Annotated in this window: 18 protein-coding genes; 9 read left to right on the forward strand and 9 right to left on the reverse strand. The window is 68.0% G+C overall.

Translation table 11 applies throughout. The features are described from left to right. The first annotated feature begins 451 nt into the window (after positions 1–451). The gene (locus AB0F44_RS04870; RefSeq protein WP_357353220.1) at positions 452–622 is read left to right on the forward strand and encodes a DUF255 domain-containing protein; all 171 of its coding nucleotides are present in this window, start codon (positions 452–454) and stop codon (positions 620–622) included. A 328-nt stretch (positions 623–950) separates the two neighbouring features. Here the strand turns inward: AB0F44_RS04870 and AB0F44_RS04875 are convergent, their stop codons facing one another. Both AB0F44_RS04875 and AB0F44_RS04880 read right to left on the reverse strand, forming a co-directional pair. Further along, a complete protein-coding gene (locus tag AB0F44_RS04875; RefSeq protein WP_357353222.1) occupies positions 951–1691 on the reverse strand; it encodes an SDR family oxidoreductase in 741 nt (246 codons plus the stop codon). After that, entirely contained in the window at positions 1688–3361 is a 1674-nt protein-coding gene (locus AB0F44_RS04880) for an AMP-binding protein (protein ID WP_357353224.1), read from the reverse strand. Before AB0F44_RS04880 ends, AB0F44_RS04875 begins: the two co-directional genes overlap by 4 nt. Before the next feature lie 152 nt (positions 3362–3513). On the opposite strand from AB0F44_RS04880, the gene AB0F44_RS04885 reads away from it, so the two are divergent. After that, entirely contained in the window at positions 3514–5058 is a 1545-nt protein-coding gene (locus tag AB0F44_RS04885; protein ID WP_357353226.1) for an FAD-dependent monooxygenase, read from the forward strand. Positions 5059–5206: 148 nt separating this feature from the next. Here the strand turns inward: AB0F44_RS04885 and AB0F44_RS04890 are convergent, their stop codons facing one another. The 4 genes from AB0F44_RS04890 to AB0F44_RS04905 are packed head-to-tail and all read right to left on the reverse strand — an operon-like array spanning position 5207 to position 8164. Continuing rightward, the gene (locus AB0F44_RS04890; RefSeq protein ID WP_357353228.1) at positions 5207–6448 is read right to left on the reverse strand and encodes an alpha/beta hydrolase; all 1242 of its coding nucleotides are present in this window, start codon (positions 6446–6448) and stop codon (positions 5207–5209) included. Next, entirely contained in the window at positions 6445–6693 is a 249-nt protein-coding gene (locus AB0F44_RS04895) for a hypothetical protein (protein WP_357353230.1), read from the reverse strand. The genes AB0F44_RS04890 and AB0F44_RS04895 overlap by 4 nt, the downstream gene beginning before the upstream one ends. Continuing rightward, entirely contained in the window at positions 6690–7376 is a 687-nt protein-coding gene (locus AB0F44_RS04900) for a VOC family protein (RefSeq protein WP_357353232.1), read from the reverse strand. Before AB0F44_RS04900 ends, AB0F44_RS04895 begins: the two co-directional genes overlap by 4 nt. Positions 7377–7408: 32 nt before the next feature. Continuing rightward, on the reverse strand, positions 7409–8164 hold the full coding sequence (locus AB0F44_RS04905; RefSeq protein WP_357353233.1) for a maleate cis-trans isomerase: 756 nt from the start codon (positions 8162–8164) through the stop codon (positions 7409–7411). Here AB0F44_RS04905 and AB0F44_RS04910 point away from each other — a divergent pair. The 7 genes from AB0F44_RS04910 to AB0F44_RS04940 all read left to right on the forward strand — a co-directional run bounded on the left by AB0F44_RS04910 (position 8163) and on the right by AB0F44_RS04940 (position 20281). Further along, positions 8163–9671, forward strand: a complete 1509-nt coding sequence (locus AB0F44_RS04910) for an aromatic acid/H+ symport family MFS transporter (RefSeq protein ID WP_357353235.1) — start codon at positions 8163–8165, stop codon at positions 9669–9671. The genes AB0F44_RS04905 and AB0F44_RS04910 overlap by 2 nt on opposite strands. Continuing rightward, on the forward strand, positions 9664–10803 hold the full coding sequence (locus AB0F44_RS04915; RefSeq protein ID WP_357353237.1) for an acetyl-CoA C-acyltransferase: 1140 nt from the start codon (positions 9664–9666) through the stop codon (positions 10801–10803). Before AB0F44_RS04910 ends, AB0F44_RS04915 begins: the two co-directional genes overlap by 8 nt. 47 nt (positions 10804–10850) lie before the next feature. Then, entirely contained in the window at positions 10851–11585 is a 735-nt protein-coding gene (locus AB0F44_RS04920) for a TetR/AcrR family transcriptional regulator (protein WP_357353239.1), read from the forward strand. A 181-nt stretch (positions 11586–11766) separates the two neighbouring features. Beyond that, on the forward strand, positions 11767–13872 hold the full coding sequence (locus AB0F44_RS04925; RefSeq protein ID WP_357353241.1) for a hydantoinase/oxoprolinase family protein: 2106 nt from the start codon (positions 11767–11769) through the stop codon (positions 13870–13872). Between the two features lie 11 nt (positions 13873–13883). Then, positions 13884–16202 (forward strand): hydantoinase B/oxoprolinase family protein, encoded by a 2319-nt coding sequence (locus tag AB0F44_RS04930; RefSeq protein ID WP_357353243.1) that lies wholly within the window; start codon positions 13884–13886, stop codon positions 16200–16202. Positions 16203–16342: 140 nt separating this feature from the next. After that, the gene (locus AB0F44_RS04935) at positions 16343–18322 is read left to right on the forward strand and encodes a thioredoxin domain-containing protein (protein WP_357353245.1); all 1980 of its coding nucleotides are present in this window, start codon (positions 16343–16345) and stop codon (positions 18320–18322) included. A gap of 63 nt (positions 18323–18385) precedes the next feature. Further along, positions 18386–20281 carry a GAF domain-containing protein gene (locus AB0F44_RS04940; RefSeq protein WP_357353247.1) on the forward strand — a complete coding sequence of 632 codons (1896 nt, stop codon included), beginning with the start codon at positions 18386–18388 and terminating at the stop codon, positions 20279–20281. A 6-nt stretch (positions 20282–20287) separates the two neighbouring features. On the opposite strand, the gene AB0F44_RS04945 is transcribed toward AB0F44_RS04940, so the two are convergent. Genes AB0F44_RS04945 through AB0F44_RS04955 form a run of 3 tightly spaced genes read right to left on the reverse strand, consistent with a single transcriptional unit; the run spans position 20288 to position 23426 of the window. After that, a complete protein-coding gene (locus AB0F44_RS04945) occupies positions 20288–21286 on the reverse strand; it encodes a branched-chain amino acid ABC transporter permease (protein WP_357353249.1) in 999 nt (332 codons plus the stop codon). Next, positions 21283–22155: a branched-chain amino acid ABC transporter permease gene (locus AB0F44_RS04950; RefSeq protein WP_357353251.1), complete on the reverse strand. Its 873-nt coding sequence runs from the start codon at positions 22153–22155 to the stop codon at positions 21283–21285. Before AB0F44_RS04950 ends, AB0F44_RS04945 begins: the two co-directional genes overlap by 4 nt. A 23-nt stretch (positions 22156–22178) precedes the next feature. Then, positions 22179–23426, reverse strand: coding sequence for an ABC transporter substrate-binding protein (locus tag AB0F44_RS04955; RefSeq protein WP_357353253.1), 1248 nt, complete (start codon positions 23424–23426; stop codon positions 22179–22181). Positions 23427–23463: the final 37 nt, after the last annotated feature.

Below are 23463 nucleotides of genomic sequence, written 5' to 3' on the forward strand. Positions count from 1 at the left end.
GTAGCTGCCGTCGCAGACGAGGTCGGGCGGCAGCGCCTGGGCGCTGAGGACCGGCCCCACCACGGGTGCGAGCGCGCCGATGAGAAGGAAGACGACGAGCTTCTTCATGTGAACCCTCCGAGTCCGGGCGATGTGTGTCTTCATGACGCGCCAACGAGAACATGTGTTGCACCGGCTCGCCCAGGTTCCAGATAGCCGATGCGTACTTCCCGCCGCGCTCCCGCTGCGGCGCGTACCCGGCGGGGAGAAGTTCGACGAACAACGCTACTGAGCCCCTCTCCCGATGAAACGGGGGAGGGGCTCACGTCAGTCAGCGCTCTATGCCCGGCGACGCCACCGTAAGCGTGATGTCTGCCGTTGGCCACTGAATGTTGGAGCGGAATACGTGTCAAGAATCCCTGTCATCTGACACGTTTGCATCACTTGCTCACGTGCGTGCAAGGCTGGAGGAGTGGCCAACCGACTCGCCTCCGCGACCTCGCCCTACCTGCTCCAGCACGCTCAGAATCCGGTGGACTGGTGGGAGTGGTCGCCCGAGGCGTTTGAGGAGGCGCGGCGGCGGGACTTACCTGTCCTGCTGTCGGTCGGGTACGCCGCGTGCCACTGGTGCCACGTGATGTAGCCCCTGCTCAGGAGCAGTCAGTCGGCTTCGTTCCCGATGCGGAACGTGTCATCTCGTGATGCGACGTTCGATTGGCGCCGCCAGGTCCAGGTCAATACATGTCCCGAATAGGTTCCGCTTCGCCGTGGTCGGTCCTGGGTCCTGCCATGTGGATGAGGTGCACACTGCGGGCCAATGGACATCCCGGACGACTTCTTGGATCGATTGTCCTTCCACTAGGTAGACCACGGCAGCCCGGGCCACTGGCGGGACACTTCCGCATCGAACGGCGTCATGCGACAGGCGGCAGGATCGCGTCACCGATTCGGTGCGGCGTGGCGAGAGCGATTCAACCCAAGGCGCGCCAGTCCACCATTTCGTGCATGCCCGCCCCGGCCGTCACGAGTGGCAGGACCGGCACGAAGCAGCGGGGCGACTGGCCCAGCAGGAAGCGAACAGCCGCTGCAACGTCGTCGGCTGGGATCATGCGATCGCGCGTGTGTTCGGGGGCCCAGCTGGTGCCTGGAGTGTCGACGAGTCCGGGTGTCAGCGCGGTGATGTGGATGCCGTCGGGGCTGAGCTCGGCGTGGAGGGAGCGCGAGAGGGCAACCAGGGCTGCTTTGGTGGCGGAGTAGACGGACGCGTACGGCGGTGTCTCGGTCGCCGTCATCGAGCTGACGTTGATGATCCAGCTCGCGCCGTTGGTCCTGGCGGCGTCGCTCAGTTGAGGTAGGGCTTCCTGGATGAGTCTCACAGCGCTGCGGAGGTTCAGCGTGAGCTCCAGATCGAGCTCCTTGGAGGTCTTCCGCTGGATCGGGCCGATGAGGCCGGCGCCGGCGTTGTTGACCAGGAGGTCCAACCTAGCGTGGCGGCGTACGTGTTCGGCGACCACATCCTTGGCAATGTCGGTGGCCAAGTTGGCGGCGACGACGTGGACCCGGTCGGTGCCGAGGCGGGCAGCGGCGCTCAGCAGCTTGTCGCGGTCGCGTCCGACCAGGGTGACCGACCAGCCCTGGTCGACGAGCATGGCAGCGATAGCCAGCCCGATGCCTGCCGAGCCGCCGGTCACGAGTGCGGCCGGGGCGCTCATGCGAGCGAGCGCCGCTCGTCATCGACCCGTGCCGCGATCTCTGCATGCAGACGCTTCTTGTCGATCTTGCCTACCGCGGTCTTGGGCATCTCCTCGATCCACTCGAGTCGCTCGGGCCACTTGAACTTGGCCACGCCGAGGCCGTCGAGGTGGCGTTGGATGTCGGCCATGGAGAGCGGCTCTCCGCGTCCGACGAGATATGCACACGACCGCTCCCCGAGTCTCTCGTCGGGCATGGCTACTACGGCAGCGCCGATGATGTCGGGGTGGCGCAGCAGCAGGACCTCGACCTCCTCGGCGTTGATCTTCTCGCCGCCGCGGTTGATGACGTCTTTGAGTCGCCCCTCAACCGAGAGGAATCGTGAGGTTCCGTAGGTCTGCACGGCGACCAGGTCTCCCGTCCGGTAGAGCCCGGTCGAGGTGAACGCGCCGAGGTTGTGCTCGGCGGCATCGAAGTATCCGCGCAGGGTGTAGGGCCCGGCGCAGCAGAGCTCGCCCACCTCGCCGTCGGCAACCTCCTGCTCGGATCCGGGGGCCAGGACCACGAAGGAGTCCGCGGGAGAGAGTCCGGAGCCGACAGTCGTGAGACGGGCCTCGCGGGGTGCGTCGAGCGGGGTGACCGCGAAGAATCCCTCGCCCATCCCGAACAGCTGACCGCTCCAGATGTCGAGTCCCTCGAGACGCTCGAAGATCGGAAGGGGCACCTTTGCGCCTGAGAGCACCACCGTCCGAAGGGTCGGTGCGAGTTCGTCGAACTCGGGGGATCGGATGGCGTTGTAGTGGCCGTGGCCGAGGAGAACGTCGGTGACCTGGGAAGCCGCGAGGAGTGGAAGAGCCTCGGAGAGGTCGGGGGTGGCGAGGATGAGCGCGCCCCCGACACTTTGGGGGCCGTGCAGTCCGCAGACGATCCCGGCGTTGTGGATCAGTGGGATCAGGTGACCGTTGCGCGTGCTTTCGTCCCAATCCCAGGCAGCGGCGTAGGCGCGTGCGTTGTACCAGTACTCGGCGTGCAGGCGCGGGATGACCTTCGGGACGCCGGTCGTTCCTCCCGACAGCTGGAAGACCGCGACTTCGTCAGGATCGATCCCCGCCTGAATGGAGTCAACGACCTTGCGGGCGGTGGCGGCATCCAGGTGCTGGCCGAGATCCTCGATCCGAGTTCCTGCCCGGTCGGGGCCGGCCGCGATCGTGAGGAGATGACGTAACTGGGGATGCTCGGCCTGCTGCTCCTCGGCGAAGGCGACGAGGTCGAAGCCGCGGGTCCCCGACTCGACCAGGTGCGCGACGGCGCCGGTGCGCTCCGCGATGGTTCCGATCTCGTGCGCACGGTGTACGGCCAGCGTGCAGACCGGGATGAGGCCGGCCTTGAGGACGGCGTACCAGGCAACGACCGTCAGGAGTCGGTTTGTGACCTGGAACAGGACGCGTTCCCCGGGTTCGAGGCCGAGCTCGACAAGTCCAGCGGCCACGCGGTCGGCTCGTTCGTCGAGCTCGGTATAGGAGAGCCGACCCTCTGAGGTGATGACCGCGTCGCGCGCGGCGTACTTCTCGGCGACCGCGCGAAACTCGGCCGCGATGGGGAGCGTCCCCCAGAGACCTTCGGCACGGTACGTCGACACGAGCTCCTGCGGGAACGGGACGACTCGTCCCGACCAGTCGATGCTGCCCATCCTCTGCCCCTCGGCATCTCGCCGCGACGGCCCTGTGACCGTCGACACCAGTCTGCACCGTAAACCGAATTCAACGAGAGCGTCAACTTCTTGACGCACATGTAGAACGAGGCTACCGTGGAGGTACTTGTTGTCGGCCGAAAGGCATCATCGTGGAACTGCGTTCCGTCGCCGTCCTGGGCGGAGGCCCAGGAGGCCTGTACGTCGCTCGCCTCCTCAAGCTGCGCCATCCCCACTGCGCCGTGGACTTGTACGAGCAGAGCCAGCCACATCAGACGTTCGGCTTCGGTGTGGGGCTCGCGACTCGGACCCAGCGCAACCTCGAGGCCGCGGACCCGGAGAGTTTGGCCGCGATCGTCCAGCGGTCGTTCCAGCACGAGATGGCAATGGAGGTCCGCGGACAGCGTGCGCTACTACCTGTCGACAACCTCATTGCCATCGGTCGCTCGACACTGTTGGACGTCTTGCGCCGGCATGCGGAGGAGGCCGGGGTCCGGTTGCATTACGGTGAGCGGGTGTCGGCGGCGGAGCTCGACGCCGAGTTGGTGATTGCGGCGGACGGCGTGAGCAGCGCGACCCGGGAGGGGGCCGAAGACGCCTTCGGTGTCACCGTCGACACTCACGATTCCCTCTATCTGTGGTGCGGAACCGACTTCGCTCTCCCGAGCGCCGTATTTCTGCCTGTCGAGACCGAGCACGGCACGTTCGTGGCGCACGGATACCCCTACGCGCCGGACCGCAGCACGTTCCTCGTCGAGACCGACGAGGAGACCTGGCGTCGGGCCGGCTTCGACCTGACGACGGTTCGCACCCCGTTCGACCAGACCGACGAAGAGTCGCTGACATACCTCAGCGCTGCGTTCGCGGACGAGCTGCAGGGCCACCCCCTCATCGGCAACCGGACCCGCTGGCTTCAGTTCCGCACCGTCCGCTGCGCCCGATGGCACCACCGCAACGTAGTGCTGCTGGGGGACGCGGCCCATACGGCGCACTACTCGATCGGCTCAGGGACGAAGCTCGCCATGGAGGACGGCATTGCTCTCGACGCCGCCCTCGCGGTGGCACCGGACCTGCCGTCGGCGCTCGCCCGCTACGAGACCGAGCGTCGGCCTGCGGTCGAGCATCTACAGGACACCGCCCGGCGCAGCATGCGCTGGTGGGACACGTTCCCCGACCGGCTCGACCTTCCTGTCGACCAGCTGCTCATCGCCTATATGACGCGTGCCGGGAAGGTGAGCGTCGACCGTTTCGCCACCCTCGCCGGCGAGGTCGTTCGTCGCGGGCTGAGCCAGTACGCCGGGTGCGCGGTCTCCGATGTGCCCGACGACGACCGCACCCCGTGGATCCTGTCGCGGCCCTTGGTTCGAGACGGCCGGACCTGGTCATCGCGGTCCGTCTCCCTCGAGGAGCTGGGCGACCATCACGAGCTCGTCGTCGACGTACGCGACCCCTGGGGTCCGGAAGGGGACGCCTTGGTGAAGCAGCTGGCCACCGGTATCGACCACTCCGCGAGCAGCGTGCTCCTTCGCGCCGAGGGTGACCTCGGATCGACGCTCACGATGTTCGACCTGGGGGAACGACTGCGCCGGGAGACTGGCGCAGTCGTTGCGGCGCGGGTCGATGAGCGCTGGATCGAGCATGCCATCGCCGGGCTGGCCAGCGGCCGAATCGACCTGGTGGTCCGAACAACGTCCTGATGCGCCGCCCAGCCTCACGAGGGCCCGATCGCCGAGAACGAGATCGGGCCCTTTGTCGTCCGGATTGATCTCCACTAAGACAGACGGAAGACAAATGGAAACCGCCGGGCCACGGGAACTCCCGTGGCCCGGCGGTTGCGTTCGGTGTTCAGAACCGCTGGCGGAGCCAGTCCTCGATACGCGTCGCCGCCAGCGATGTGCCGGTCGGCGCGCCGGAACGGATCGGCCCACCGAAGTGGGTGCCCTGCACAGCATCGACGGTCAGGTCGCTCGCCGCCAGGGCATCGCTCATCGCCGTGATGTCCGCGGGGAACGACGCCTGATCACCGGTGAACTCCAGAAGGAGGGTGGGGACGGTGACTCCCGAGGCGCAGCGGACGAAGTCGGCGTTGGTGGTGTTGGCCGACCACGTCGAGAGCCAGGCTTCAGCCGTGCTCAGTCGACCGAAGCCGACGAGGCCGTAGTTCGTCAGGTCCGGGCGCCGCCCGAACAGGGAGCCGTATGGCCGCTCGTTGGGATCGAGAGTGAGGTCGACGTTGCGCAGATCCGCATCGGTCCGGTGCACAGTGATCAGCCGCGGCGCCAGCGCGCGCCGCCGCGCGGCCGGGTCGCCGCTCTCGCGGAACTCCTCGTTCGCGAGGCGGGCATGCTCGACGTGCCTTCGTGCGACCGCGTCGATCCGGCGTAGCCGCTGCTCCTGTGCTTCGCGGTAACGCTCGATGAACTCGGCGGCGTACCGGGTCCGCTGCGGGGCCGCCCGGTAACCGTTACGGGCGTCGAATGGGTCGAGTTTCGGATCGACCGACAAAGGGTCGGCCTCGTCCACGACCGACGGGTCGATCACGCGCCGGAGCAGGGCGCCTTGGCCCGGGTGAGGCGCAAGGAAGACGACTCCGTCCGGCAGCGGCATATCGGCGCTGGACAGAGCGACCGGACGTCCCGAGGGTGCCGTGGCCAGTCGCTGCGCCGGATCGAGATCAGCCTGCTGACAGTAGAAGGCGGCCAACGTACCGCCGCCCGAGTGACCAAGGGACACCACGCCGAGTCCTCTCGACCGCAGGAAAGCATGCCCCGCCGCGAAGTCGAGGAGCGCTTGCTCATGAATGAGTGAGAGGTCGTTGTTGGGTGAGCGCGATCCCTGGGTCCACACCGCGTAGCCCGAGCGAAGGAGGTACGGCACGAGAGAGTGGTGGGTGACGTCCTGACGCGGGTGCATGATCGTCACGACGGTCTGCGCGCCCGTGGGCATGCGCAGCACGCCGGTGACCTTGGCGTCATCGGCCGTGACGAGCTCGTGGATCGAGGTGACCACGCCGTCGGGCGCGTCGATCGCATCGACGTAGCGGCCGGCACCGAGCCGGGTCGTTGTGTGCGCCGCTGAGCTGGTCATCGCCGCTCCAGCCGGAGCGCGTCCTTGTCCCACTGGGCGATTCGGCAGCCATCGAGGCCGCCAACGCAGCTGTACCAGACGGCGTGACGGGCGCCCGTCGCACGGCGATCGATGACGATGGGGTCCTCGGACGCGATGACGAAGTACGGGCCGAGTTTGTCGACCTCAACGCCCGGTACGTCCTTGGCCACGGTGGCGATCGCGGTATTTTCGGGGACATCGAGCATGAAGAGCCGGTGCGTCATCGCGCCACCGGCCCTTCCGGCCCGGCAAGCTGATCGGAGCGTACGTCCTCGACGAGGGCCTTCTGATGCTCCTGCCAGGTCTGGGCCCGTTCGACGATGAGCTCGGCCTTGCGTACGAGCAGGTCGTCCATGCCGGCGCCGGGACGCTGAGCGATGTCGACGAGGGCGTCGATGGTCAGGTTGGCGTCCAGGTCCTCCTGCGGGGTGACAGGGCGCAGTGCACGGGTGATCTCGACCATGTAGCCGTTTGGATCATGGGTGTAAATCGACTCGATCGTTTCGTGCTGGATCTGCATCTCGACGGGCCACTGGCTCGCATCGAGCCGCTTGCGGTACTCCAGCAGGTGGTCCTCGCTGTCCACATGGATCGCCAAGTGGCGCGAGCGAACGAACCACTCCGGCGTCTCGTCTCCGAACTGGGCGTACACGTCGCCTTTCGATACCTCGGGCGCGGGCAGACCGAAGTAGTAGAAGAAGGCGATGCGGTCGTCGTTGCCGATGTCGAAGAAGAAGTGGATGAAGTCCGGGTGGTCATCAGGGCCCCAGCCGGCGGCACAGATCGAATGGACGACCGGAAAACCCAGGGCGTCCCGGTAGAAGCGCACTGTGCCGACGGGGTCGAAGGTGGGGAAGGCGGCGTGGTCGACGCCGCGGACCAGGTGCTGGTCGGAGAGCGAGCTCATCGGATTCCTTTCGGCGTGGATCGCAGGGGGTTTCAGGTGGTGGGCTGCAGGCTGTCGGCGCGCAGCAGGGAACCGGCGCTAGGGATGTCCACAGGCAGTCCCGCGGCGCGCAGGATGCTGTAGGCGCCGGCCGTCGCGGCGGACAGTACTGGCACACCCAGCTCCTGCTCGGCCGTCTCGACGAGAGGGAGCGACGGCATCTGGACGCATGCCGAGATGACGAGCGCGTCGACATCGGCCAGGTCGAGGCTTCGGGCTGCCTCCATGACCCGGTCGCCGGGGATGCAACCGACCTCGCGGTTGTCCTCGACCTCGAGCGCACGCCAGTCGGCGACCTCGAAGCCTTCGGCCTCGAGGTAGGTCACGACCTTCTGCGCGAGCGGCTTCATGTAGGGGGTGACCAGCGCGATGCGTCGCGCCGACAGCGCTTGGAGTCCTTCGACCAAGGCCCCTGCGCTCGAGCGGACGCGCGCATCGGCACCGCCGGTCGCGAGCTGCTCGGCGACGAGACCCTCGACTCGCTGGTGTTCGCCCGGCCCTACAGACATCAGGGCGACCAGGCAGGCGTAGAGGATGACGTCGGTCGAAGCGTCACCGAGCTCGAGGATGCAGCGCTCGCGTTGCGCGTTCATTGCGGCGAGCTGTTCGGGCGAGACCTTTGCCATCCGCATGCGGCTGGCGTGGAACGAGAAGCTCGCCTGCGGGTGCCGGTTCAGAATCGCCGGCATCTCCGTCTCGACCGTCACGTTGGAGCTCGGGACGACCAAGCCGATTCGTAGGTGGTTCATGAGGGTCCTTTCCTTCTTGATCCATGATTCAACGCATGCGACAAAAAGTCAACGTATGCGTCAATTGCTCGGGTTCCCTGCTCTTGACGTTCAAGTCAAACTATTGACGGAGATGTCACATCGATCTACCGTCTGCGTCGACACCAAGGAGTTCGACATGCAGACATCCACGACCGTGACTGGAGCCGGGCTCAATGTTCGGCGGACCCCAAGAGCCGTTCTCGCGCTGAGCTTCGCTGCGCTTGCCCTCGAGGGCTATGACCTGATCATGTACGGCACGGTGGTTCCGAGCCTGCTGAGCTACCAGGCCTGGGATCTGACCACCGAACGAGCTGGCTTCCTCGGGTCGCTCGCCGTCTTCGGCATGCTGATGGGTGCCCTGGGCTCGGGTGCCCTGACGGACAGGATCGGGCGACGCAAGACCATGGTCTTGAGTGTGACCCTGTTCTCAGTCGCGATGGGCTTGTGCGCCGTCGCCGGGAGCCCTGGCCAGTTCGGGTTCTTCCGGTTCGTCGTCGGTCTCGGCGCCGGCGGGCTCATGCCAACCGTCGTCGCGCTCATCGTCGAGTATTCGCCGAGACACCGGCGAAGCCTCAACACGGCCATCGCCTTCACCGGCGTCGGCATCGGCGGCGCATTCGCTGGCTTGCTCGCCATCGTCCTCGTGCCCACCTATGGTTTCCGGGCGATGTTCGCCGTTGGGCTGGCGCCTCTGATCGTCGTGCTACCTCTCTTGCTCCGCCACCTTCCCGAATCGGTTGAGTACCTTCGAGCACGAGGCCGCGCGGACGAGGCTCGCGCGGTGATCGAGCGCCATGGCCTAGAGGTCGACCTCGAGAGCGTCGACGGTTCGGCCGCCCCCGTAGCCGCCGGGGACGCGACCGGACGACGGGCGCAGGTGCGCACCATCTTCGGTAAGGACTTGCTTGCGACCACGCTGCTCTTCTGGGTGGCGACGTTCCTGTGCCTCCTGGTGCTGTTCGGCGCGAATGCCTGGCTGCCTGCGCTTATGGTCAAGGCCGGCTACGGGCTGGGCTCGGCGCTGTCCTTCCTTCTGGTGCTCAACCTTGGCGCTGTCTTCGGAACTCTGGCTGCCTCGCCACTGGCCGATCGATTCGGCTCGAAGCCGGTTGTCGCCGCAGCGTTCTTGGCCGCCGCGGGGTCACTCGCGCTGCTCGCTCTGCATCCGCCGACCGCTGTCGTCTACCTCCTCGTCGCCGTAGCGGGCGTGGGCACCACCGGCACCCAGATCCTGATCAACACGTATGTCGGGAGCTCCTACCCGACCGACAGCCGGGCGACGGCCCTCGGCCTGTCCCTGGGGGTCGGCCGCCTGGGCGGGGTCCTTGGGCCTATCTATGGTGGCTATCTGCTGGCTACCGGTCTACCGGCCTCCGGCCAGTTCTACGCGTACGCCGTACCCGCGCTCGTCGGCTGCCTGGTCATTCTCGCCGTCCCTGGCGCCAAGCGCACCGGCCTGATGACTGGGGCTGGTACCCGTGCGTGAGGCGGTAGTCGTCAGCACCGCGCGGACGCCGATCGGAAGGGCGTACCGGGGCGCGTTGAGCGGGGTCTCTGCGCCGGAGATGGCGGCGCACGCCATCACGGCAGCCCTCGGTCGCACGCCGGTCGAGGGCGGCGAGGTGGAGGACGTCGTCCTGGGTTGCGCCATGCAAGAAGGAACGTCCAGCTACAACGTCGCACGACAGGCGGCCCTGCGCGCAGGGCTGCCGACCAGCGTCCCAGGCATGAGTCTTGACCGGCAATGCGCATCGGGCCTGATGGCGATCGCGACCGCAGCCAAGCAGATCATTGCGGACGGAATGCAGGTGACGGTCGGAGGTGGAGTTGAGTCGATCTCCTTGGTACAGAACGACCACCGCAACACCTACCGCGCACAGGACGCTTGGCTCGCGGAACGAGGACACGCCATCTACGTGAGCATGCTGGAGACGGCAGAGACCGTCGCGGAGCGCTACGGCGTCACGCGGGAGACGCAAGACCAGTACGCCCTGGAGTCCCAGCGGCGTACTGCGACGGCGCAGGCGGCAGGTCTGTTCGGCGAGGAGATTGCTTCGTTCCACCTCGATGCGGATGAGGGCAATCGCCCCTCGACGACGATCGAAGGTCTCCGTGCTTTGTCGCCCGTACTCCCAGACCGTCCGGCGCACCCGGCGTCGGTTACTGCGGGGAACGCGTCGCAACTGTCGGACGGCGCTGCTGCTGTCGTCCTCATGGAGGCCGGCGAGGCGTCCAGGCGCGGCCTTGATCCGCTGGGCGTCTATCGCGGGATGGCGGTGGCAGGGTGCGAGCCGGACGAGATGGGAATCGGCCCGATCTTCGCGATCCCCCGACTATTGCGTCACCACGGCCTCAGCGTCGAGGACATCGACCTGTGGGAGCTCAACGAGGCGTTCGCCTCTCAAGCGGTCTACTGCCGAGACCGGCTGGGGATCGACCCCGACCGTTACAACGTCAACGGCGGGGCCATCGCCATCGGCCACCCCTACGGGATGAGCGGAGCCCGCATGGTCGGCCACGCGCTTCTGGAAGGGCGGCGCCGCGGAGCGCGGTACGTCGTCGTCAGTATGTGTGTCGGCGGCGGCATGGGCGCAGCCGGACTCTTCGAGCTGCGATGACGCGCCAAGTCGCTTGACGTGACCGTAAAATCGATAACATCAACGTCATGAGCACCAGCAAGCCCCGCGCGAAGACCAAGGCCGGCAAGGACGCCGAACCGACCCGCACCGGAGTCCGCCGCGGCCTGGTCGAGCAGGAGATCTACGATCACGCAACCCGGCTGTTCGCGGAACGTGGCTTCGCGGGCACCAGCTTCCAAGACATCGCCGACGCCGTCGGGCTGACTCGGCCGGCGCTCTATCACTACGTGAGCAGCAAGGACGAGCTCCTTGCGAAGCTGGTCGCTGAGATCACTCAGGACTCCGCCGCCGGCATCCAGGCGATTGCTGGTCGTGACGACATCGATGCCACCCGCAAGGTGCATGAGATCGTCGCCATGAGCGTGCGCCGCCAGGCGGAGAGTGCAGCGCGATTCCAGCTCCTGATCCGGTCCGAGGCCGACCTTCCCGAGGGCATCGCCGCCACGCACACGGCCGGTCGCCGCGCCGTGCTCAAGGCCATGGCCGGGGTCATCGAGGACGGGGTTGCACAGGGCGTGTTCCGGCCCGTCGATCCGCGCGTGGCCGCACTCGGCCTGCTGGGCATGAACAACTGGGTCGCCTGGTGGTATCACCCCGACGAGCGCAACGACCTCGACCAGATCTGCGAGCAGCTGGCCGACATGGCCGTGGCGTCACTTGTCAACCCTGACGGCAGCGCCACCACTCGCGCTGAGCCGCGCGACGTCCTGCGACTGATCCGCCGCGACCTCGACCACCTCGAGGATCTGCTCGACGGCTGAGCGGCCACGACTCATCACCCTCTGTCAGGCCCCCGCGAGATCGCGGGGGCCTGACGCGTTTTGCGACCGGCCAGAACGGGAGGTGGAGCATCTTTCGATTTACGCATACGTCAACCTATTGACGTTACTGTCGAATCGTTCTAGCGTCTGTGACTACGGACACAACGAAACGAGGATGCTCATGGCTTACGTCATCGGTGTCGACGTCGGCGGAACCTTCACGGACGCCGTACTCGACGACGACGCAGGGAACATCGTCGCGGCGAAAGCGCCGTCGACACCGCCGGACTACTCGCAGGGCGTGATGGACGTGCTGGGTGTGTTGGCCGAACAGCTCGGCATGCCGGTGGAGCAGATGCTCGCCGACACGCACCACATCGCCCACGGCACAACGTCGTCGCTGAACGCGCTGGTGATGGGCAACGTGCCTCCAGTCGGCTTCCTGACGACAGCCGGACATCGCGACTCGATCTTCATCATGAACGTCGAGGGCCGCTACCTCGGCGGATCACCCGACCAGCTCCAGAACGTGTTGGGGCAGAGCAAGGACCACGGCCTGCTGCCCAAGCGGCACGCACTGGAGGTCATCGAGCGCGTCGACCGTGATGGCACAGTCGTCGTTCCGCTGGACGAGGAGTCGGTGCGTACCTCGGTCCGCAAGCTTCTCGACGCAGACGTCAAGGCGATCGCCGTGTCCCTGCTGTGGTCCTTCAAGAATCCAGCCCACGAGCAGCGGATCCGCGAGATCGTCCACGAGATCGACCCGGACATGTTCGTCGCCCTCTCGTGCGAGGTCAGCCCGCGGATCCGGGAGTTCGCCCGTAGCTCCACGACAGTGATGAGCGCCCAGATCGGTCCCGGCCTGCGCGACTATCTCGGCTCCTTGGAGGGCCAGCTTCGCGAGCACGGCCTCATTGGCCCGCTCCTTGTCATGCAGAGCAACGGTGGCGCCATCGCCGCCGCCGAGGCGCCTGCCACCGCCATCAGCACGGTGGGATCGGTGCTCACCGGTGGCGTCGTCGGTGCTGTCTCGCTCGGCGAACAGCTGGGACACAGCAACATCATCTCCACCGACGTCGGTGGCACCACGTTCCTCGTCGGCCTGGTCGTCGATGGTGAACCGGTGCGGACCAGCAGCACCATCATCAACCACCATCCGATCAACGTGCCGACCCTCGAGGTCCACGCCATCGGCTCCGGCGGTGGAGCGATCGCGTGGCTCGACAAGGGCGGCAACCTGCAGGTCGGGCCGCGCAGCGCGCAGTCGGTGCCTGGACCCGCGTGCTACGACGCCGGAGGCACCGAGCCGACCAACACCGACGCAAACCTCGTGCTCGGGATCCTCCCGGAGACCGGTCTGCTGGGTGGACGTAAGGCGCTCAACGTCGAGGCGGCGCGTGAAGCCATCCGTGTGCAGATCGCCGAGCCCCTCGGTCTCAGTGTCGAGGACGCCGCTGCTGCGATCTACGCGATCCAGAACGCACAGACCGGCGACCTCCTCCGCAAGACCGTGGTCGAGACCGGCCACGACCCGCGCGACTTCGTCCTCTACGCATTCGGCGGTGCCGGCCCTGCCTACTGCGGCTTCTACTCCGCCGAGGTCGGGGTCAAGGAGTGCATTGTGCCGCTCGGCCCGGTGGCTTCCGCCTTCTCGGCCTACGGTCTTGCCTCCTCCGACATCGTGCTGGCCTCCGAACTCTCGGACCCGGGCCAGATGCCGCTCGACCCGGCTCGTGCGATGGATAACTTCACCTCATTGGAGGAGCAGGTCAACGCCGCGCTGGAACGGCAGGGCCTCGACTTCGAGCGGATTGAAATGGTCCGTTCCCTCGACCTGCGCTACACCGCGCAGCTCGCCGAGGTCGCCGTCGAGGTCCCGGGCGGCGAGCTCGACACGGCGGCGATGGCCCAGGTGATGGCCGACTTCGAGCAGCGCTACGCCGAACTCTTCGGTGAGGGCACCGGCTTCAGTGCCGCCGGCGTCCAGGCGATCACCTTCCGTGTCCGCGGCACCGGCGTACTGCCGTTCTCACCTGCCCTGCCGAAGGTGGACCCCGCGACCGACCCTGACCCGTCCGTCGCGCTCCACGCGATCCGCAAGGTCTGTCTCGACCCTCGCTTGGGGTACGTCGACACCCCGGTCTACGACTACCGCAAGTTGCGCGCCGGCCACCGGATCACCGGCCCGGCGATCATCGAGGTCCCCACGACCACCGTTGTCGTACCGCCGGAGATGACCGGCACCGTCGACCACCTCGGCAACCTGACCATCACCACCAGGAACTAAGAGGAACTGACATGACGATGCAGATTCCCGGCTCGGAGCACTTCTCCAGCCGTCCCACGAACCTTGACGAGATTGCCGCCGGACTGCCGGACTCCCTGGAGGTCCACACCGTCAGCCAGGAGCAGATCGACGACCTGGATCCGCTGACGTACGAGGTCGTCCGGCACCGGCTCTGGTCGGTGACCGAGGAGATGGGCGAAGCGCTCAAGCGAATGTCCGGCTCGCCGATCGTCACCGACGCCAACGACTTCGACTTCGCCATCTGCGACGAGCTCGGCCAGGAGGTTCAAGTCGGTCTCTACAACACCATGCTCGCCGGCGCGGTCGACCTGGCGATCTATTGGACGCTGCGCAACCGGTCGCACAACCCGGGCATCCGCGAGGGCGACATGTTCCTCTGTAACGACCCGTGGGTCGGCGGCGGACTGCACCAGAACGACGTCATCGTCTTCCAGCCGGTCTTCCACGACGGCAAACTCTTCGCCTGGACCAGTGCTATCTGCCACGAACCCGACCTCGGCGGCGTGGGTCTCGGCTCCTTCAGCCCGGCCGCGCAGGACGTCTTCTCCGAGGCCCTGCCGACGCCACCGATCAAGGTGGTCAAGGACTTCGACCTGCAGGACGATGTCGTCGACGTATGGATCCGTCGTTCACGTGTGCCGATGCTCGTCAACCTCGACCTGCGCGCCAAGGTCGGCTCCAACACGGTCGGCCGCAAGCGGCTCGAGGAGGTCATCTCCCAGTACGGTGCCGACACTGTCAAGGCCGTCATGAAGCGGATGATGGCCGACGCCGAGGGCCGGATGCGCACCAAGCTCAGCGACCTGCCCGACGGCACCTGGGAGGCGACCGGCTATCAGGATCAGTCCCACGAGGGTGACCGTGGAGTCCACAAGATCACCGTGGCCATGACGAAGCAGGACGACCACCTGACCTTCGACTTCACCGGGACCGACCCGCAGGCCGGGATGATCAACTGCACCTACGCCGGCATGCGTGGCGGAGTGATGCTCGCCCTTCTCCCGATCCTCGCCAACGACATCCCTTGGTCTGCGGGTGGCCTGATGCGCTGCTTCGATCTGGTGTCGGAGGAGGGCACGATCAACAACGCGACCTTCCCCGCCGCCGTCAGCCGTGGCCCGATCGGGCCGGCGTGGTTGACCGGCACGTTGGTCGCCCAGTGCCTGTCCCAGATGCTCGACCGGTCCGCCGACCTCGGCAAGAGCGTCCAGGCGGCCTGCTGCGGCACCTGGGACACTGCAGTTGTCGCGGGTCTCGATGAGCGCGGTGAGGTACCGACGCCCTTCCTCAACGTGATGATGGAGCCGATGGCGGGTGGCTTCGGAGCCCGCCCTGAGGTGGACGGCATGGACACCGGCGGGCTGTTCTGCATCCCGATGGGCCGCATTCCCGACGTCGAGATGACCGAGTTCCTCTACCCACTGCTCACCCTGTGGCGACGCGAGGAACCCGACTCCGGCGGCCCGGGTCGCCAGCGCGGGGGAGTGAGCGCCTCGCTGGCCGTCACCCTGCACGGATCCTCGCAGCCAGCCGGTCTCGTACTCGCCTCGGCAGGCAAGGCAGTCTCGCAGAACAACGGCCTCGCGGGCGGCTATCCGGGCAACACCGGGCTGGACGCCGTCGTCCGCCAGGCAGACGTTGGGCAGGTCCTCGCCGACGGCCGAATCCCCCAGTCTCTGGAGGAGTTCGGCGGCGAGGTGGAGATCGGGAACTGCTATGCCCAGTCGTACCTCGCGCCCGGCGAGGTCCTCTACATGAACTGGCAGGGCGGCGGCGGGTACGGCGACCCGCTGCTCCGCGACCCGCAGGCCGTCCTCCACGACATCGTCGAGGACAAGGTGAGCCCCACCGCTGGTGCCACCGTCTACGGCGTCGTTCTCACCGACGGCGTGATCGACCAAGCGGCGACCATGACCCGACGAGCGGAGCTGCGCGACGAGCGACGGACGCGGTCACGGACAGAGCCCCGGGACCGCGGCACGATCGACACGACGCAAGCGCGTCGCATCGACGACAACCTCGTCATCGACGGCGACACGGTCGGCTGCGCGCACTGCGGCCACGGCCTGGCTGACGTCACCCGCGACGTGTCGCTCGGTCTCGCGATCTACGACGGACCGTCAACCGACGCGGGCCCGCAGGTCACCTCAGATCCGGCGCACTACGTGGACGACGCGATCGTCTTCCGCCAGCTCTGCTGCCCCGGCTGCTGGACTGCGATCACTTCGTCGATCGTCCCGGCCGACCACATCGACACGACCGGAGACGTCTCCCGCCTCGGAGTCCGGGGTGTCGTCACGACACAGTAGGTTTCGGTGCGTCGCAGCCCCGGCCTGGTGCGGTCGGGGCTGTCACGCAGTTCGTCGAATGGCGACACAACGCCGGCAGTGGAGTTGCCCAGCGTGAGTTCGCAGCGCGTGACCTGCCTTGTCCGTGCAAGGCTGGGGGAGTGGCCAACCGACTTGCCGATGCGACCTCTCCGTATCTCCTTCAGCACGCCGCGAACCCCGTCGATTGGTGGGAGTGGGGACCTGACGCGTTCGCGGAGGCACGACGGCGGGAGGTTCCTGTGCTTCTCTCCGTCGGTTACGCCGCGTGCCACTGGTGTCACGTGATGGCGCACGAGTCGTTCGAGGACGAGACGACGGCGGCGTACATGAACGAGCACTTCGTCAACATCAAGGTCGACCGGGAGGAGCGGCCGGATGTGGACGCGGTCTACATGGCGGCGACGACGGCGATGACCGGGTCGGGTGGGTGGCCGATGACGGTGGTGCTGGACCACGACGGGAACCCGTTCTTCGCCGGCACCTATTTCCCGGACATGCCTCGGCACGGGCAGCCGGCGTTCACGCAGGTGCTGCAGGCGCTCTCGGAGGCGTGGACGCAGCGGCGGTCGGAGATCGGGGCGGTGGCGGAGAACGTACGCCAGCATCTGGCCAACATCTCCGGGGCGGCCGGGGCCGCGGGCGACTGGCAGGTCGACGTCGATGCCGCGGTCGAGACGCTGGCCAAGGAGTTCGACCCGATGGCGGGCGGGTTCGGAGGCGCCCCGAAGTTCCCGCCGTCGATGGTGCTGGAGTTCCTGCGGCGGGCGGCCGGGGCGCTCGGGGCGGACGCGCGGGTCTCGCACATGCTCTCGCGCACCGTCGCAGCGATGGCCGGCGGCGGGATCTACGACCAGCTCGGGGGCGGGTTCGCCCGCTATGCCGTCGACCGCGGCTGGGTCGTTCCGCACTTCGAGAAGATGCTCTACGACAACGCGCAGCTGATCGGCCTCTACGCCCGCCTCGGCACCGAGCTCGGCGACCGGGTGGCCCGGGAGAGCGCGGACTGGATGATCCGCGAGCTCGGCACCGCCGAGGGTGGGTTCGCCTCCGCGCTCGATGCCGACAGCGAAGGGGTCGAGGGAAAGTTCTACGTCTGGACCCCGGGCGAGCTCGTCGACGTCCTCGGCGCCGAGGACGGAGCCTGGGCCGCGGAGGTCTTCGAGGTGACCGAGGCCGGCACCTTCGAGGAAGGCGCCTCGACCCTCCAGTTGCGGCACCGGCCCGACGACACCGAGCGGCTCGAGTCGGTCAAGGCGCGGCTCCTGGCCGCGCGTGCGGAGCGGGTACGCCCGGCCCGCGACGACAAGGTCGTCGCGGCCTGGAACGGCCTGGCGATCAGCGGTCTGGTCGACGCCGGGCTGCTGCTGGGGGAGCGGCGCTACGTGGACGCGGCGGTCACGGCCGCGGAGCTGCTGTGGCGGGTCCACGCTCAGGGCGCGCGTCTCCTCCGCGTCAGCCGTGACGGCCTGGCCGGGGCTCACGCGGGAGTGCTGGAGGACTACGGCTGCGTCGCGTCGGGATTCCTGGCGCTGACCCAGGCGACCGGCGACAGCACCTGGCTCGACCGGGCGACGGCGCTGCTCGACACCGCACTGACCCACTTCCGCGCTGAGGACGGCGGCTTCTACGACACCGCCGACGACGCGGAGGCGCTGGTCACCCGGCCGCGCGACCCGTCCGACAACGCCAGCCCCAGCGGCACCAGCGCGATGGTCCACGCGCTCGTCACCGCCCACGCGCTCACAGGAGAGGGCCGCTACCGCACGGCCGCCGAGGAGGCGCTCGCCGCCACGAGCAACCTGATGACCACGGCGCCCCGGTTCGCCGGCTGGTCGCTGGCGGCCGCGGTGACGATGGCCGAGGGCCCGCTCGAGATCGCGGTCGTCGGACCGCCGGGACCCGACCGCGACGCCCTCGAGGACGCGGCTCGGCGCAAGCCGGGCGCGGTGGTCGTCGTCGCCGACGAGGCCCGCGACGACATCCCGCTGCTGAGCAGCCGCACTCCCGTGGACGGGAAGGCGGCGGCGTACGTCTGTCGGGGGTTCGTCTGCGAGCGTCCCGTCACCACCGTGGGGGACCTGGCCAAGACCCATACCTGATCCCGGGCAACTATGTGGTGATCCCCTATGTCGGTGCGCGCGTAGAAGTGTAACTTCGGTCACATGACGGTCGATGTGGTCGCGTTCCTGGAGCTGCTGGCCGGGGATGCCGCGGAGGCCGACTTCGAGGGACCGTCGCAGGCCGCGCGAGCGGCGGGGGCGACCGTCGAAGAGCAGGACCGCATCGACTACGCCAAGCGGCTCGCGCTGCAGGTCAGGGCGACCCTGGAGGCGCGCCGCCGGCGCGAGGGCGAGCTCGGGGCGCTGTTCGAGTCGGCCAACGACCTGGCGATGCTGACCAACCTGGAAGCGGTGCTGCAGGCGATCGTGACCCGGGCGAGGCAGCTGCTCAACAGCGACGTCGCCTACCTGACCCTCAACGACGAGCGTCGTGGCGAGTACATGCGGGTGACCGAGGGGATCCTGACCAAGGCCTTCCGCTCCACCCGGATCCCCTACGGCATCGGGCTCGGCGGCCTCGTCGCCCAGACGATGAAGCCCTACTCGACCGCCGACTACATCCCCGACGAGCGGTTCCGGCACGCCCCCGACATCGACGGCGCGGTCAGCGGCGAGGGCATCCGGGCGATCATCGGCGTACCCCTCCTGCTCGGCACCCAGGTCATCGGCGTCCTCTTCGCCGCCAACCGCACCGTACGTCCCTTCGGAGCCGAGGCCAGCGCACTGCTCGTCTCCCTGGCCGCCCACGCCGCGATCGCGGTGGACAAGGCCCGGCTGCTGGAGGAGACCCGCGCTGCGGTCGCCGAGCTCGAGGTCACCACCCGCAAGCTGCAGACGCGCAACGAGACGGTCGAGCGCGCCGCCGACGCTCACGACCGGCTCACCCGGATCGTCGTCGAGGGTGGCGGGGTCGACGATGTCGTACGCAGCGTCGCCGAGGTCCTCGGCGCCCGGGTCGTGGTGCTGGACCTGAGCGGTGAGACCATCGCCAGCAGCGCCCCGGATCAGCCCGTCTCCGACTACGAGGCGGCCGTGACCAGGCGCAGCCTCGACCTGAGCCGCACCGCCGGCAGCGGCGACATCTATGCCACCCCGGTCCTCGCCGGCGCCGAGCAGCTCGGCTCGATGCTCCTCGGCCCACGCGAGGCCGACCGTGAGGACGGCGACCTGGAGGACGGCGACCAGCGGATCCTGGAGCGTGCCGCGCTGGTGACGGCGCTGTTGCTGCTCTTCCGCCGCAGCGTCGCCGAGGCCGAGGGACGCGTACGCGGCGAGCTCCTCGACGAGCTCCTCTCCGGCACCACGCCGGACCCGGAGACGCTGCGCGAGCGCGGCCGGCTGCTGCAGGCGGATCTGTCCCGTTCCTATGCCGTGGTCGTCGCGAACGTCCCCGGCGACCGAGCCCGGGTCGGTCAGGCGGCGACGTTCGTCGCCGCCACCCACGACGGGTTCGCGGCGGTGCGGCAGGGGCAGGTCGTGCTGATCTTCCCCGACTGCGATGCCCGCGCCGCCGGCGAGCTGGTCGTCGAGGGGCTGCGGCTGTCCGCGGGCGCCCCGGTGACGGTCGGCGCCGCCGGCCCGGTGCCGGGACCGCTGAGCAGTCCCGGCGCCGTGGTGAAGGGCTACGACGAGGCCCGCCGCTGCCTGGCGGCCGCGATGACCCTCGGGCGCGAGGGCCAGGTGGTCACCGCCGACGACCTCGGCTTCGTGGGGCTGCTGCTCGGCTCCGACGGCCACCCGGCGGCGTACGTCACCTCACGGCTGGGGCCGGTGATCGACTACGACACCGCGAAGGGGTCGAAGCTGGTGGAGACCCTGCGGGCCTACTTCGCGGCCGACCGCAACCTCACCCGCACCGCCGGCGCGCTGCACGTGCACGTCAACACCGTCACCCAGCGGCTGGAGCGGGTCACCCGGCTGCTGGGCAAGGGCTGGCAGGAGCCGGAGCGCCAGCTCGAGGTGCAGCTGGCGCTCCGGCTCCATCAGCTCGTCGCCTAGAACTGCCTAGGAACGCCGCCTGCTCAGCCAGAGATGACGGGCGGTGCCCCAGATCCCGCGCCGGAAGAGCAGCACCACGGTCACGAACACGCCGCCGGTGACGATCCCGATCCCGTCGAACCCGGACGAGGCCAGGTAGTCGGCGAGCATCACGATCAGCCCCGCGCCGATCACGCCGCCCCACAGGGTTCCGATCCCGCCGAGCACGGTCATCAGGACGACCTCGCCGGAGGTTGCCCAGTGCAGCTCGGGCAGCGCCACGAAGCCGTGCGAGACGGCGAAGACGCCGCCGGCCAGCCCGGAGAGCCCGGCAGAGAGCACGAAGACGATCAGCTTGTAGCGCTCGACGTCGTAGCCCAGTGCCCGGGCCCTCGGCGCGTTGTCACGGATCGCGACCAGGACCCGGCCGAAGGGGGAGTGGACGATCCGCCAGGCGGCCCACATCCCGAGCAGGATGATCGGCAGCGCCGCGTAGTAGAAGAAGAACGAGTCGGTCTCGACGGCCTCGATCCCGAAGAACGACCGCGGCACGCCCTGGAGCCCGTTCTCCCCGCCGGTGAGCGAAGAGGCCTGGTTGGCGATGAAGAAGAGCATCTGTGCGAAGGCGAGGGTGACCATCGCGAAGTAGATCCCCGACCGCTTCACCGACAGGTAGCCGATCGGCACCGCCAGGACCATCGCGAAGAGCGCCCCACCGAGGACCGCCACCGGGAACGGGACGCCGAAGTGGATGGCGATCAGGCCCGTGGCATAGGCGGATCCGCCCCAGAACGCGGCATGGCCGAACGAGAGCAGCCCGCAGTAGCCCAGCAGCAGGTCGAGGGCCACCGCGAAGAGCGCCCACGCGGCGATGTCCATCGCCACCGGCGGATAGACGAACCACGGCAGTGCCAGCGCCACCACCAGCCCGACCGCCAACAGGACCAGTCGCTGCCACGGGCGTGCGCCCGCGATCGCCGCATGTTGCTCGGTGACGCTCGCACCGGCCGTCGCGATCGACGTCATGCCGTCGCCTCCTCTCGGCCGAAGAGCCCGGCAGGCCGGGCCAGGACGACCACGGCCATCAGCACGAAGATGAGCACCTGCGCGAACGTCGGTGCGTACGCCTGCCCGAATGCCTCCACGAGTCCGACCAGGAACCCGCCGACGACGGCGCCCACGATCGAGCCGAGCCCGCCGATCACCACGACCGCGAACAGGATGATGATGAAGTCGCTGCCCATCTCGGCGGTGATCGCCCGGAACGGAGCCGCCAGCACCCCGGCCAGGCCGGCGAGCGCGACCCCGAAGCCGAACACCGGTGTCACCCAGCGCCCGACGTTGATCCCGAGCGCACCCGCGAGCTCGGGCCGCTCGGTCGCGGCGCGGACGATCATGCCCACCCGTGTACGCGTCATCAGCAGCCAGACGCCGAGGCAGACGAGCAGCGCGACACCGATCACGAAGAGCTGGTAGACCGGCAGCCCGACGCCACCCACCTGCACCCGGCCGGACAGCACGTCGGGACGCTCGTAGGGCAGACCGCTCACGCCGTAGCGGCGCTTGACGAGGTCGACCAGCAGCAGGGTCAGCCCGAAGGTGAGCAGGAGGTTGTAGAGCGGGTCGAGCGGCAGCAGCCACTGCACCAGCAGTCGCTCGACGAGCATCCCGAAGACCAGCATCAGCAACGGCACCACGATCAGCGCCAGCCACAGGCTCATCCCGACGGTGTCCAGGAGCACCGCCGCGGCGACCGCTCCCAGCATGTAGAAGGCGCCGTGGGCGAAGTTGACCACGCCCAGCACCCCGAAGATGACCGCCAGGCCGAGCGCGGCCAGCGCGTAGAAGCTGCCGGCCGCGAGCCCTTGGACGGTGTACTGCAGAACCGCGTTCATACCTATCCCTCTAGACCTCGCGCCTACATCGAGCAGCCGGACTCGGCCGCCGGTCGGAACGCCTCCTCGGCCGGGATGGTCTTGATGATCTCCTCGTAGTCCCAGTCCTCCTTGACGTCGTCCGGGCCCTTGACCCGAGCCAGGTAGACGTCGTGGATGACCCGGTGGTCCTCGGCGCGGATCTCACCGTTGCGCAGGAACATGTCCTCGACCTTCTTGCCCTCGAGCTCCTCGACGACCTTGTCGGCGTCGTCGGTGCCGGCCGCCTGGACCGCCTCGAGATACTGCAGCGCCGCCGAGTAGTTGCCCGCGTGGGCGTACGTCGGCCGGTCGCCCGTCTCCTCCATGAAGCGGTCCGCCCACTCGCGGGACTCGTCGTCGAGGTTCCAGTACCAGGCGTCGGTGAAGATCGTGCCCTCGAACGCCTCGACACCGAGCGAGTGGATGTCGGAGATGAACATCAGCCCGACGGCCAGGTCGATGCCCTGGTCCTTGAGCCCGGACTCGTTGTACTGCTTGACCAGGTTGATCAGGTCGCCACCGGCGTGCATGGTGCCGATGACCTGCGGTTTCGCGGCTCCCGCCTTGGTGATGTACGTCGCGAAGTTGTCGTTCGGGAACGGCGTCGCGATCGTGCCCGCGACCTCACCGCCGCCGGCCTCGATGGCGCCGGTGAACGACTTCACCATGTCCTGGCCGAAGGCGTAGTCGGGGTAGATCAACTGCCAGTTCTTGTCGCCCTCCTCGGTCACGACGGTGCCGGTGCCGTTGGCCAGCATCCAGGTGTCGTAGGCGTAGTGGAAGGTGTACTTGTTGCACTGCGCGCCGGTCAGCTCGGTGGTCCCGGCGCCGATGTTCATGTAGAGCTTCTTCTTGTTCTTCGCCTGCGTCGCGACGGCCAGCGCCGCCGACGAGGTCGGCACGTCCAGGATCACGTCGGCGCCCTCGCGGTCGTAGAGCTCCTGGGCCTTGGTGTTGGCGATGTCCGGCTCGTTCTGGTGGTCGGCCGAGGTCACCTCGATGTCGTCGACGACGGCCTCGTCGCCGTACTTCTCCTGGTAGTCGTCGATCGCCATCTGGATCGCGATCTTCGAGTTGGGGCCGGAGACGTCCTTGTAGACGCCGGAGGCGTCGTTGAGCAGGGCGAGGACCACCTTGTCGTCGGTGAAGTCGCCTCCGCTCGCGCTCGGACCGCCGGCTCCGCAGCCTGCGGTGACCAGGACACCGGACATCAGTACGGACGCGCTGGCAACAAAGCGTTGCTTGTTCATCGTGTCTCTCCTCGTGGGGTTGGGGGACTGCGATATC

Origin of the sequence: Nocardioides sp. NPDC023903, assembly GCF_040639295.1 — a bacterium.
Lineage (GTDB): Bacteria > Actinomycetota > Actinomycetes > Propionibacteriales > Nocardioidaceae > Nocardioides.